We start from the raw sequence: 12,480 nt of genomic DNA on the forward strand, positions 1-12,480 counted from the left end.
TATAAATCAAAAGACTGAGAGTACAATAAAAGAATTCCAAAGAAGGAGTGAAATAAAAATGCCATTCATTAGAGTCAGTTATTTGGAGCAACAATACGACATTCATCAGCTAGAAGGAATATGCAAAGCGATTATGAGTGCATTAATTCAGCATTTCCATGTACCGGAGGAGGATATGTTTCAGGTTTTTCATGCGCATAAAGCGGGGGAGTTTTTTTATAGTAAAGATTATTTAAATATTGAACGAACCGACGGACTGATATATATCCAAGTTACGCTAAAATCCGGAAGATCAACGAAGCAGAAGAAAAGCTTTTACGCGATGCTAGCCGAGGAATTATCGATGACGCTAAACATCAGAAAAGAAGATATATTCATTGTGCTCGTCGATACGGAATTTGAAGATTGGTCGTTTGGTAACGGTGTTGCTCAAATGCTGCAACCTTCGGTTAAGGAGGTGTAATATGGCGCATCAGAAAATCGTCACAAATGTACGGGAATCGTTAGGGGAGTTCGCTCCGGCATTCGTCCAATACTCGGAAAATGTGTTATTTGGGGACTTATGGAGACGGGAGCAATTATCACTTCGGGATCGTAGCATGATTACGATTTCTGCTTTGGTGATGGGAGGCATGACGGAACAGCTCCCCTATCATTTGCGCTTGGCTTTAGTGGACGGATTACAACTTGAAGAAATCGTGGAGGCCATTACCCACCTTGCTTATTATGTAGGTTGGCCGCGAGCCTCTTCAGCTTTAGAGATTGCAAAGGATGTAATAGGAAAAAATAAATAACGTCTGACTTTTTTAATCTCATCCGTAACCTTTGGGAACTTCATTGGCACTTGTATATAATACGGAAGAAGGGAGCGAAGGTATGCTTCAGTATATTGAAGAGGCAGGGCGAGGAGATCGTCAAGCTTTTGAACAAATCGTTAGACATTTTACACCAATGGCGAATGCAGTTGCGTATGAAAAGCTCCACGATTACCAATTAGCGGAGGATGCTGTGCAGGAAGCCTTCACAGAAGCCTTCCTGCATTTGAATAAATTAAGAGAAGTAGAGGCATTTCCAGGCTGGTTTAAAGCGATTGTGGCAAGGCAATGTTACCGTATTTTGCGAAGAAAGCAGCATCCTGCAGTACCTTACGATGAAGCAGTGAAATCGAGAGAATCTTCATTTAATGTGACAGACATTATTGAGAAAAAAGAAGCGCGGCGACTGCTTCACGAGTCTATAGCTGCATTGACATCCAATATGCGGATCGCCGTTCAATTATATTATTTTCAGGGATATTGCCTTCAAGAGATTGCTGACTTTCTGGGGACTTCAGTCCCGGTATTGAAGAAACGACTCTTTGATGCTCGCCGCAAGCTTAAGGGTGCGCTACCTGTAGCGGATGTCCTCTCCGTGTTCAATCATTTGTACGAAGGAGGAAAAGGTGTGCTTCATATTGTAAACGGAGATGTAGTGGGAGATAAGCTCCGTCAGGGAATTGTGCAAGGGGATGTATTAGTATGGAGAGAGGTCTACTCTCATGGGCCGGTCTTTTTAGAGCCTGCGGAACAGAATAACCGCCTAGTAAGAGCGCATTATTTAGAACAAACGATGGGGATTCCGCAGAAGGAATTTATACAGATCAGTAAGGAACAGGAAAAGATCTTAGCTGATTTTCATAAATATGATGAAGTAGTATTATGGTTCGAGCATGATCTATTCGATCAGACGATGCTGAGCTATTTGCTTCATTGGTTCTCGAAGCAGAAGAAGGGATCCACGAAGCTGAGTTTATTGTGCATTGGAGAATATCCCGGCATTGAGCTGTTTCGAGGACTTGGACAACTATCTGTAGAGCAAATGGAGACTTTATCAGGAACGTGGAAGTTAATCGGCGACAAGGAGCTAAAGGTAGGCCAAGAACTCTGGGAAGCCTATGTATCACCGAATCCAGAATCGCTTCAACAATGTCTAGCTAGCGATACATCCGCATTACCATTTGCACATGACGCCTTCGTGGCACACTTATCGCGTTTTCCCTCTACTAAAAATGGGCTTGGTATCGTAGAACAGATCACGCTGGAGATGATCCACAAGGGAATAAAATCACCCTATGAGCTATTCAAAAATGTGGGAGATAAGCTTCACATCTTAGGCATGGGCGATCTACAATATTGGCCTATTCTAAAAAGGATGGCTCAAGGCCCATACCCGTTGCTACAAACGCGTGGCTTGAAAGAATTCCCCAGTTATAACGAGCCAGGGATGCAATTTCAAGATTGTGAGGTTGAATTAACAGCATTCGGAAAGAACGTAATGTCTGGAACAGAGGATTGGATTGGGAAGAAAGAAATCGATGAGTGGTATGGTGGGGTGCATCTGCAAGGCGTAACTCCGCGCTGGCGCTGGAATTCGTCTTCGCAAACGATTCAATAATATAGAGAATGTAAGTTAGAGAAGGGGCTGTCTCAAAAGTAGTGAATGCTACTTAGAGTCAGCCCCTTTACTTCAATCATTATTCATAAACGTCTTATGATAGGCGTTGCGATATTGGGTCGGTGTCATGTTTTCGTATTTTCGGAAGAGGCGCATGAAATATTTATCGTCGGTGAACCCCGTCTCTGTCGCGATTTCCCTCACGCTGAGGGCGGTTCTAGTTAGCAGCACCTTCGCTTTAGTCACACGTACAGAATGAATATACTCCAAAGGCCCCATGGAGGTATGTTGTTTAAATAGCCGAGCTAAATAATCCTTATTGTAATTAAATTTCTCTGCGATGATTGCCACCGTAAGAGGTTCGCTTGCATGTATTCTTGTCCACTCGGCTATTTTGACAAAGGTGACATCTTGCTGCGCACGGATTAGCTTACTGGCGAACGGTTGAAGCGCATGCTCAGACAGCTCAATTAAGAGTGAGGTCAACAAATAATTAACACTGGAATAGGTCAAATACCCTGAGTTAGCCACATGGAGGATTTGATTCGCCAGGATATGAATCCGGTCACTGTGTTCGATCTTTATGAACTGTGGCAGATATAGATCATGTACGGACCATAAACGCTGTGTGCGCGAAAAGATTTCATCCGCCTCAGGTTTCATTTCCTCCTCACTCAGCAATACCCCCTCGCTTTTCAGCTCGAAATGAAACCAATAAAACTTAACCCCGGGTCGTGATTCTCTATAGCCGACATGCGTGCGATTAGGCATAAGTAAAAGAGCTTCATCAGGGCCTACGTCGAAGCTTTTGTTCTCCTCACTTAAATAGACCGTTTCATTCACGCCTATGATTAGCTCATAATTGCCCATTGCGCGTTCTACATGTTTCCATGGTGTTTCTGAAATGAATTCACCTGCCGCCGTAAAATGAACAGGTACATCTGCATTTATTTTCAAATAGGTCATGCGGTCCTCCTAGCAATCAATAAGTCGGATTTATCCACCATTTGTATGACTGATCTACCGACAAATCAACGTTCCGATGTTATCTTATGGATACAAATATACACTTGTCATCTAAACCTGACAAGATTGCGAGGGAGCGATTTCATTGAAGACGCAAGCTTTTGATTTGCAGAACGTACGAATCGATTCAGGCCCACTTCTCCATGCGATGGAGCTAAATACGGATTATTTACTCAAGCTGGAGGCTGATCGGCTACTGTCGCGTTTTCGGGAATATGCTGGCTTAGAGCCTAAGGCTGCTCACTATGAAGGCTGGGAATCTCAGGGCATTAGCGGCCATACGCTAGGCCATTATATATCTGGTTGCGCGTTAATGTATGCCTCTACAGGGAATGAAGAGCTGCTCAAACGCGTTAATTATGTAGTGGACGAATTAGAGCAATGTCAGGATGCGCATGGCAATGGCTTCATTTCCGGTATCCCTCGTGGTAAAGAGCTGTTTGAGGAAGTGAAGGTAGGCGATATTCGCTCACAGGGCTTTGACCTCAACGGTGGCTGGGTGCCGCTGTACACGATGCATAAGCTATTTGCGGGTCTCCGCGATGCTTATCGATTGGCCGGTAATCAGAAGGGGCTCGTTATTGAAACGAAGCTGGGGCTATGGCTTGAGGATATTTTTGCAGGGCTGAGTAAAGATCAGATCCAAGAGGTGCTGCGTTGTGAGTTTGGCGGCATGAATGAAGTCCTCACAGATTTGGCAGAGGATTCTGGCGATAATCGTTTCCTCACATTAGCGGAAAGCTTTTATCATGGGGAAGTCCTTAATGATCTGGCCGAAGAAAAAGACACATTAGCAGGAAGACACGCCAATACTCAGATTCCGAAGATTATTGGAGCGGCAAGGCAGTATGAGGTAACGGGACAAGAACATTATGCAGGCATCTCTCGCTTCTTCTGGGATCGGGTCGTGAATCATCATTCTTACGTGATCGGCGGCAACAGCTATAATGAGCATTTTGGCGAACCGGATAAGCTGAACGATCGATTGGGAGAGGGTTCATGTGAGACGTGTAACACCTACAACATGCTGAAGCTGACTAAGCATATGTTCCAGTGGGATGGTTATGCCGCATATGCAGATTACTACGAACGTGCGATGTATAACCACATCCTTGCTTCACAGGAGCCGGTAGATGGACGTGTGTGTTACTTCGTATCTCTCGAAATGGGTGGGCATAAGTCGTTCAACTCTCAGTTTGAGATCTTTACGTGCTGCGTAGGATCAGGTATGGAAAGCCATTCTATGTACGGATCGGCGATATACTTCCATAGTGAAGATGAGCTTTATGTAAATCAATATGTACCTTCAACGTTGACTTGGAAAGAGCAGGGCATCCGTGTAAAGCAGGAGACCAAATTCCCAGAAGAGGGACAAGGTACCCTGCGTATCAGCGCGGAGAAACCAACTAAATTCACATTGAAGCTAAGATACCCTTACTGGGGTGAGCAAGGCATGAGCGTTAAAGTAAATGGTGAAGACATTCCAGTGAATGTGGGCAAATCCAGCTACCTGGCTTTGGATAGAGTATGGCAGGATGGAGACGTTGTCGAATATGATATTCCGATGTCGGTAAGAATCGAGTCCATGCCGGATAATCCAAACCGAATTGCATTCCTCTATGGACCGCTTGTGCTTGCAGGTGATTTTGGACCTATAAATGCAGAGCTAGATAGTGATCGTGCCCTTGCCTCCGTATTAATCGGAGATCGCGAAACGCTTACGGATAGCCTCATTCAGTCTAACGTGAGTAAAAATGTGTTCCGGATGAAGGGTTTAGGATATGCAGGAGATCATGAACTTCGTCCATTCTACCCTATGCATGATCATCGTTATTCCGTATATTGGGATTTGTTCACGTCAGAGGAGTGGAAGCTGGTAGAGGCTGAGTATCGCGAGGCTGTCGAGAACAATCTACTGCTTGAACAGCTAACCGTAGATTCGGTGCAGCCTGCTGAAATGCAGCCTGAACGCGACCATAATTTCGAAGGAGAGTATGTAGGCTTAGGCAAAATCTACAACCGCAAGTATCGCGACAGCTGGATCAATGGCTGGTTCTCCTTCACGATGGAAGTCTTGCCAGAGGAGCAAGTGGATTTGATAGTAACGTATTTGAAGTCCAACGATACTTCGGTGGCCTTCGATATTACGGCAGATGGTGAACAACTTGGACTAGGCGTCCTTGAGTCTGAAGAGATGAACAAGCTGGAGACCATTCGTTACGAGCTTCCGCAGACGATCACAAGCAGCAAATCAGCGATTACGATCAAGTTTGCTTCACATGATGGACATAAGGTTGGCCAAGTGGCAGGACTACGTATCGTCAAACGTAATTCTTGAATAAAAAGGCTTCGAGAATTATAATAGGAACAATTCTTTTAATTGAGGTGAAATGGATGTCGTTCCGTATCGTTCGAAGTAACTAGTTATCGGGCTGGGTCAAACGCGTACCAGCTATCAAGGGGGGAGTCTGCCCTTTTGATTACAACTAACTAGAACTTTGAACGGTGCCATAGGCAGCTATTTCTATAGCGCCAGGCACTTAACCTATTTAACTTAGAGAACCGTGTATTTGTGGATGGTTTTTTACAGTTGGATGGTGGGGGTTGCCTGGCTTTTTTGCATTCAATTGAAAGAGGGAGAAGAACATTATGTTAAAAAAGAGTCTAGCTCACCTGAAATGGTGGATATGCGGTTATATTTTATTGGGTTTTACTATTCAGCTGCTGAGTAGTTTAGGCATTGTAGTGTTTCAAAAAATATTAGACCAGGCAACGTTGATCAACAGCTTTGGTGAAATATCCAATTTGATCATATTGTATGGAGTTTTGCTGGCTGGGGTTGTGATCCTAAATTATGTGGACGAATACCCTAGTGTGTATTTATCGAACAGTATAACGGAGAGATTAAAGATACTTGCACTATCTAAAATATCCAAAATTGACTATCAAGCCTATCAGGATATGGGCACAGGTCAGATGATTAAAGTGATCGAGAACGGGGCAGCGGCTGGAAACAGCATGATCTTTTCTTTTTTTCTAAAAACACTACATGAGTTATTGCCCACTCTTCTATTTAGTCTAATCTTTATCAGCTTTTATGATTTAAGGATTATGGTAGTGATTGCAGCTGGCTACGTCGTCGTCTTTTTGATAACGAATCTGCTGTTGAAATTTCTGTACGCGATGAAGGAGACCATTCTACATGAACAAGAAAAGATGTCCAGATTCTCTATCCGTGGATTTATGGAATTGGTCGTCTTCCGAACGAACAAAAGATATGAGAAAGAGATCGATAAATTAAGCCGGACTGCACGCACTATAATTCAAAAAAATGCTCAGTTACAAATGATCCATGAAGCTTTTTTCGCGATATTCGAGTTATTTGTCACGATCATTAAAGTGGCTGTCCTGATTTACGGTGTAAAAAGCATTGTCGCAGGTGAGACGTCACTTGGTGTTGTGGTAGCACTGTTTATGTTTATTGATAAGATTTACTCGCCGATTGCCATCTTTAATGTTCTGTTTGTAGATTACAGATTGAATAAGGTGACCTATAAGAGATTCGAGGAGTTTATTCATGCCCCAGAAGATAAGAATCTAGAACGAGGAAAAGTTATCACTGAGATCCACGGTAATATTGAATTTAGGGATGTATCTTTTAACTATGGTGATGTGGGAATTCTAAACAACCTGAGTTTTTCCATTGGGCGAGGAATGTCCGTTGCTATTGTCGGATTAAGTGGGGGAGGGAAATCTACCTTGATTAAACTGATCGTAGGCTTATTAAAAAAGGATAAAGGTGAGCTCTTATTGGATGGTAAGGATATCGATGAGATCCATCTGGATAGCTACTATGATCATATCTCTTACTTATCACAAGACACGCCAATTTTTGACGCTACGATTAGGGACAATATTATATTTGATGAGCATTCCTTGTCCGATGAAGAGTTGTATGAGATTTTGGAAAAGGTTCATCTGCAGGAAAAGGTAAGCCAATTACCGGATCGTTTAGATACTTTGGTAGGTGAAAAAGGGGTTAAATTATCTGGCGGTGAGAGACAGCGATTAGCTTTTGCCAGAATCATTGCTCAGAAAAGAAACATTCTAATTTTAGATGAACCTGTTTCTGCACTTGATAATATTACGGAGCAAAGCCTTATGGAGACGATTTTGCAGGAATTTAAGGACAAAACCATCATTATTGTTGCCCACCGACTAAATTTTATAAAAGACGTTGATAAGATACTGGTAGTGGACCAAGGCTCGGTCGTGGGTGAAGGAAAGTTTGATGATTTAATAGAGCATTGCGAAGCTTTTAAAGCGTTATGGAATAGAAAAATATCGTTTACAAATGCTGATTAAATTGTTAACCTCTTCTAAAAAGAGGTGCAGTCTATGGCTTGGCCAACACATATTGTAGCGGCAGGTGGATTCGCAGAAAATGAACAAGGAGATATCCTTTTAGTAAAGACGCATGATGGTGGATGGGTATTTCCTGGTGGACAAGTAGAGGTCGGAGAGAACCTGGTGGATGCATTAATTCGAGAGATTAAAGAGGAAAGTGGAATAGATGTCACGGTTTCTCAATTGATTGGTGTGTATTCGAATACAGGCATTCATAAATGGTATGACGGTGTGACGGATGTTCCCACTAAGGTCATGTTTGATTTTATCTGCAAGCCCGTGGGTGGGGAATTATGTACCTCGGAGGAAACCTCTGAAGTAATGTGGGTGGCAAAAGAGAAAGTGCTTGATTGGATTACACAACCGGCTATTCGTACCCGCTATCAAGCTTATTTGGATTACGATGGGAATACGAGGTATATGGATTATGTAACTGGTGACACGTTTGAAGTTAATTTAGATCGAACGGTGTAAAAATAAGTGATAGGCCATCCTGCAAAGGATGGCTTTTTAAAATATAAGAAAGTATAAGTTTCGCCAAAGACGTTTATGCTTGTTATGCTTTGATACCCTCAAAGGCAGAGGTGATCATATATCTCACAAAAGCTTCGTCTAGCTCATCCCCTGTAATTAGAAGCCGATAAAATATCGGTCCATAGAGCAGATCAATCGTGATCCCAATATCCAGATCCGCTTTTAATTGACCTCGGGTCACCCCACGCTCCAACAACTGTCGCGCCTCTTGGCGGCGGGGAGCGAAGAACCTCGCACGATAGGCCTCAGCAAGGCCAGCATCGAATTGTCCTTCACCGATCAATTCTGTAATTATTTTTCCTTCTCGGCTGCGAAGAAAATTAGCCAGATTCGTGGCATGGATCATAATATCGTCCATGACCGAACCGGTGTCTGGCACTGGCAATCTTGCAGAAGCTGCAGAAAGGTAGCCATCCATGACCACGGCTGCTTTGTTGGGCCACCATTTATAAATGGTCGCTTTGCTTACCTTAGCCCGTTCGGCAATTTTCTCTACGGTCACCGCCCCAAATCCGGTCTCCAGCAATAGATCATACGATGCTGCTAGAATAGAAGCCTCGGCTTCGCTATTGCGTGGCCGTCCTCTTTTTTTATCCATCAGAGATCCCTCCCGATTCATCTATCCTTTGTCTACCTTTCGGTTCAAAAAAAGAAACTATACGTTCATTATACAAAAGGTTACATGAAGTAGCTAATCGCCTATTTACAAAACTGAACGTTCAGTATATATTTAAATCAATTAGTAAACGGTGCGTTCAGTATTTAAATTTGAAGGGTGGAGATCTTATGAATCAAGGAAGACGAATGAATCCTGTAAGTTTAGGAAGTTCAGTGAATTCAGCGATGGAACATGCGGAAGGAAAGAAGATCCCTGGATGGATTACATTTCTATTAGCGGCCTCCTGCGGACTAATTGTGGCCAATCTGTATTACGCCCAAACCCTGATCGGACAGATCGCCCAGGCTACCCAGCTTTCTTCTGGGGCGGCGGGTCTGATTGTAACTTTGACCCAGGTAGGATACGTCCTTGGACTTTTATTCGTAGTACCACTTAGCGATATTATTGAAAATCGCCGCCTGACAGTGGCGTCACTGGCTGTGGTGGTGGTGTCACTGGTAGCAGCCACAATAGCTCCGAATGCAGCAATCTTTCTGGGAGCATCTCTGTTCATTGGTCTCGGTTCCGTAGCTGCCCAGATTCTTGTGCCATATGCAGCTTTTCTGGCTGCTGATGAGCAGCGCGGTAGAGTGGTCGGTAATGTAATGAGTGGGCTGCTGCTCGGTATTATGTTCGCCCGACCTGTGGCTAGTTTTGTCTCTGGATTGTGGGGCTGGCATGCGATTTATGCTATATCCGCCGTAGTGATTGCCTTATTAACACTTCTATTGTCCCGTGTGCTGCCCCAGCGCCAGCCTGTGCCTACGATGAATTATGGCGGATTGATCCGTTCTCTAGGTACTTTACTGAAGATTACGCCAGTGCTGCGCCGCCGGGCGATTTATCAGGCTAGCCTGTTTGGAGCCTTCAGCCTGTTCTGGACGACGGTCTCTTTGCATCTGGCCGATACGTATCATTTAAGTCAGCAAGGCATTGCCTTGTTTGCATTGGCCGGAGTGGCTGGGGCTATCGCTTCTCCCATTGCTGGGAGACTGGCTGACCGGGGCTGGACCCGGCCGTTGACCGGGCTTGCGTTTGTGCTGACAGCTGTGGCTTTTCTGCTAGCGTACTTATTTCAGGAGGATTCGAGAGTAACGCTTAGGTTGCTGGTAGCAGCAGCCATCCTGCTGGATATGGGGGTATCGGGTAATTTGGTGCTTGGACAAAGGGCGATTTATTCCCTTGGCAACGAGGCGAGAGGACGTTTGAACGGATTGTTTATGGCGATATTTTTTGTAGGCGGAGCCATCGGCTCTTCACTGGGCGGCTGGGCATATGCGTACGGTGGTTGGAGTCTGACCAGTTTGATCGGTCTGGCGCTCCCGATCCTGGCCTTCCTATACTATTTAACGGAGAAGAAACAAGCCTAAGATGTTCAAATAAAGCCGGTACTTACAAGGACTGCTCTTCGGGCTGGATATAGTCAGCCTAGACAGCAGTCTTTTTTTTGAAAAATCCTAAACGGTATAAGGATTTTGGCGGATCATCTGAATAAGGTTTGCCGCCGAGGCAGATAACGGTTCATTTTTTCGAGTACAGATCGCAATGCTGTTCTTCAAATGTATGCCTTCAACATAAACTCTGCATAACTCTCCACGTTCAACATATTCGCGAACAACGAGTGAAGAGACGAAGTTGGCGCCATACCCGGCAATAACGGCTTGGATCGCTTCATGAAGTCCGTTAAATTGCAAAGAGATCGTGGGAGCTGGCGTATTATATGTTCGGCATAACGATAATAATCTCTCTCTCGTCGAACTGCCTTCCTCACGCATGACAAAAGGCTCCTTCATCATTTCGGATAAAGAAATTTGCTGATTCGCATAGGGGTGATGGGGTGCGACCACAAACCATAACTCATCTTGAAATAACTCTTCTGTCCGGATCGTATCTGGATAGGCCTCGGTAATCCCTCCGTAAATCGCCATATCCACGTCTACATTTAACAGCTGCTTCAGGGCATCGCTTGAATTGGTGGTGGTAATCACCATTTCCACTTGCTCATATTGTTGCTTGAACTTTGCGATCCAGGTAGGGATAAGGAAGTGAGCTGGCAAATACGTCGCTGCTAGACGGATACTTCCATTTGTGCCGTTAACGTAATCCTTAGTGAATTGTTCGATCTGCTGTTCGACAGCGAACAGTCTTTTGGCAAGTAGAGCAAGCTCTTCACCCGCATCCGTTAAAGCAATACCTCTACCTTGAGGCTTGAATAGGGCGAAGGATAGTTCCTTTTCGAATTTCTTGATCTGAGCCGTAATCGCAGGCTGACTGATATTTAAAGTTTCGGAGGCGCGTGTCACGCTACCCGTTGATGCGATCACATGGAATAAGCGTAAAGCATGTAGATTCATGATAAGCTCCTATCTGTTATCGTTTAATTCATACATATAATATATAGTTTAGTTTTAAAGATATATTATATTTATGATTATAACTGATTTACAATACAGGTAGAAAGTTGAAGTTGAACTTGAACTTGAATCTTTAGTTAGGGAAAAGGACGAAGAGGAGGTTTGGAACTGTAGGAGCGTCAGCGATCGCCTTTGTCTACGGATTTCAAACACGAATAGTGGTTTTAATCGAAGAAATCTGGAGACAACAGCGGCCGGAAGTCCAAACACTCCTCGTAGTTACGACTGATCCCTAAATGGGTAATAACAGGTTCATTTTAACTAGAAGTTATTTCAAAGGAGAAGTGATAAATATGAATCAAACGAATACATGGGATAAAGTCGATCAGTACATTACAGAGCGTTTAATTCCGCAGGACTCCGTGCTGGAGGAAGTGTTGTCTACGAATCAACAGGCAGGGCTGCCACCTTTTGATGTTTCACCTAGTCAGGGCAAATTCCTAAACCTATTGGTTCAAATGAAGGGTGCACGCCGGATTCTGGAGATTGGCACTTTGGGTGGGTACAGTACGATTTGGATGGCAAGGGCGCTCCCGTCTGACGGACATATCGTTACCTTGGAGCTAGATCCAGCGCATGCTCAGGTGGCTGGGGCCAATTTCGCGCTTGCTCAAGTAGATGATCTGATAGAACTTCGTATAGGCGATGCTTTGGAGCAATTGTCTCAGATGAAACAAGAGGGCGTGGAACCCTTTGACTTTATATTCATTGATGCGGATAAACCAAATAACCCTAACTATTTACAATGGGCGCTTCACTTCTCCCATCCCGGAACGGTGATTATTGGGGATAATGTGATTCGTGAAGGCGAGGTCATTAACAAGAATAGCGAAGACCCTCGTGTAATAGGCGTACGGCAATTTTATGATCTATTGGCTGATGAGCCTAGAATTTCGGCAACAGCCATTCAGACGGTGGGAAGTAAAGGGTATGATGGATTCGTATTGGGGATTGTGAATAGCTGATTTATGTGTTGCAATATCCAACAATTGTAATATAATCTATTGA

General features: G+C 44.1%; 11 protein-coding genes. 8 read left to right on the forward strand and 3 right to left on the reverse strand.

What is annotated here, in order from left to right; translation table 11 throughout:
* Positions 1-58: 58 nt before the first annotated feature.
* The 3 genes from QNH28_RS01915 (at position 59) to QNH28_RS01925 (ending at position 2,433) form a co-directional block, all read left to right on the forward strand.
* Entirely contained in the window at positions 59-463 is a 405-nt protein-coding gene (locus QNH28_RS01915) for a tautomerase family protein (protein ID WP_283909932.1), read from the forward strand.
* A 1-nt stretch (position 464) separates the two neighbouring features.
* Positions 465-794 carry a carboxymuconolactone decarboxylase family protein gene (locus QNH28_RS01920; RefSeq protein ID WP_283909933.1) on the forward strand — a complete coding sequence of 110 codons (330 nt, stop codon included), beginning with the start codon at positions 465-467 and terminating at the stop codon, positions 792-794.
* Positions 795-876: 82 nt separating this feature from the next.
* The gene (locus QNH28_RS01925; protein ID WP_283909934.1) at positions 877-2,433 is read left to right on the forward strand and encodes a sigma-70 family RNA polymerase sigma factor; all 1,557 of its coding nucleotides are present in this window, start codon (positions 877-879) and stop codon (positions 2,431-2,433) included.
* A gap of 72 nt (positions 2,434-2,505) precedes the next feature.
* Here QNH28_RS01925 and QNH28_RS01930 read toward each other — a convergent pair whose 3' ends face one another.
* Entirely contained in the window at positions 2,506-3,399 is an 894-nt protein-coding gene (locus tag QNH28_RS01930; protein WP_283909935.1) for a helix-turn-helix transcriptional regulator, read from the reverse strand.
* A 145-nt stretch (positions 3,400-3,544) separates the two neighbouring features.
* Here QNH28_RS01930 and QNH28_RS01935 point away from each other — a divergent pair, with 145 nt between their 5' ends.
* From QNH28_RS01935 to QNH28_RS01945, 3 genes are all read left to right on the forward strand, one after another.
* Entirely contained in the window at positions 3,545-5,797 is a 2,253-nt protein-coding gene (locus tag QNH28_RS01935) for a glycoside hydrolase family 127 protein (RefSeq protein WP_283909936.1), read from the forward strand.
* 311 nt (positions 5,798-6,108) lie between these two features.
* Positions 6,109-7,824 carry an ABC transporter ATP-binding protein gene (locus QNH28_RS01940; RefSeq protein WP_283909937.1) on the forward strand — a complete coding sequence of 572 codons (1,716 nt, stop codon included), beginning with the start codon at positions 6,109-6,111 and terminating at the stop codon, positions 7,822-7,824.
* Positions 7,825-7,857: 33 nt separating this feature from the next.
* A complete protein-coding gene (locus QNH28_RS01945) occupies positions 7,858-8,340 on the forward strand; it encodes an NUDIX hydrolase (RefSeq protein WP_094869671.1) in 483 nt (160 codons plus the stop codon).
* Positions 8,341-8,422: 82 nt separating this feature from the next.
* On the opposite strand, the gene QNH28_RS01950 is transcribed toward QNH28_RS01945, so the two are convergent.
* A complete protein-coding gene (locus QNH28_RS01950) occupies positions 8,423-8,998 on the reverse strand; it encodes a TetR/AcrR family transcriptional regulator (RefSeq protein WP_283909938.1) in 576 nt (191 codons plus the stop codon).
* A 245-nt stretch (positions 8,999-9,243) separates the two neighbouring features.
* Here QNH28_RS01950 and QNH28_RS01955 point away from each other — a divergent pair, with 245 nt between their 5' ends.
* Positions 9,244-10,428 (forward strand): MFS transporter, encoded by a 1,185-nt coding sequence (locus QNH28_RS01955; RefSeq protein ID WP_283912023.1) that lies wholly within the window; start codon positions 9,244-9,246, stop codon positions 10,426-10,428.
* Between the two features lie 87 nt (positions 10,429-10,515).
* Here QNH28_RS01955 and QNH28_RS01960 read toward each other — a convergent pair whose 3' ends face one another.
* Complete coding sequence (locus QNH28_RS01960; protein ID WP_283909939.1) at positions 10,516-11,412, reverse strand: LysR family transcriptional regulator; 897 nt, start codon at positions 11,410-11,412, stop codon at positions 10,516-10,518.
* Between the two features lie 353 nt (positions 11,413-11,765).
* Here QNH28_RS01960 and QNH28_RS01965 point away from each other — a divergent pair, with 353 nt between their 5' ends.
* The gene (locus tag QNH28_RS01965; protein ID WP_283909940.1) at positions 11,766-12,437 is read left to right on the forward strand and encodes an O-methyltransferase; all 672 of its coding nucleotides are present in this window, start codon (positions 11,766-11,768) and stop codon (positions 12,435-12,437) included.
* Positions 12,438-12,480 lie beyond the last annotated feature (43 nt).

This window comes from Paenibacillus sp. G2S3 (genome assembly GCF_030123105.1).
Classification (GTDB): domain Bacteria; phylum Bacillota; class Bacilli; order Paenibacillales; family Paenibacillaceae; genus Paenibacillus_AQ.

What these genes read in the sequence shown, in the direction of transcription:
- QNH28_RS01955 (WP_283912023.1), top strand. Translation starts at nt 9,244, where the DNA reads ATGGAACATGCGGAAGGAAAGAAGATCCCTGGATGGATTACATTTCTA.
- QNH28_RS01915 (WP_283909932.1), top strand. Translation starts at nt 59, where the DNA reads ATGCCATTCATTAGAGTCAGTTATTTGGAGCAACAATACGACATTCAT.
- QNH28_RS01940 (WP_283909937.1), top strand. Translation starts at nt 6,109, where the DNA reads ATGTTAAAAAAGAGTCTAGCTCACCTGAAATGGTGGATATGCGGTTAT.
- QNH28_RS01950 (WP_283909938.1), bottom strand. Translation starts at nt 8,998, where the DNA reads ATGGATAAAAAAAGAGGACGGCCACGCAATAGCGAAGCCGAGGCTTCT.
- QNH28_RS01960 (WP_283909939.1), bottom strand. Translation starts at nt 11,412, where the DNA reads ATGAATCTACATGCTTTACGCTTATTCCATGTGATCGCATCAACGGGT.
- QNH28_RS01920 (WP_283909933.1), top strand. Translation starts at nt 465, where the DNA reads ATGGCGCATCAGAAAATCGTCACAAATGTACGGGAATCGTTAGGGGAG.
- QNH28_RS01945 (WP_094869671.1), top strand. Translation starts at nt 7,858, where the DNA reads ATGGCTTGGCCAACACATATTGTAGCGGCAGGTGGATTCGCAGAAAAT.
- QNH28_RS01930 (WP_283909935.1), bottom strand. Translation starts at nt 3,399, where the DNA reads ATGACCTATTTGAAAATAAATGCAGATGTACCTGTTCATTTTACGGCG.
- QNH28_RS01925 (WP_283909934.1), top strand. Translation starts at nt 877, where the DNA reads ATGCTTCAGTATATTGAAGAGGCAGGGCGAGGAGATCGTCAAGCTTTT.
- QNH28_RS01965 (WP_283909940.1), top strand. Translation starts at nt 11,766, where the DNA reads ATGAATCAAACGAATACATGGGATAAAGTCGATCAGTACATTACAGAG.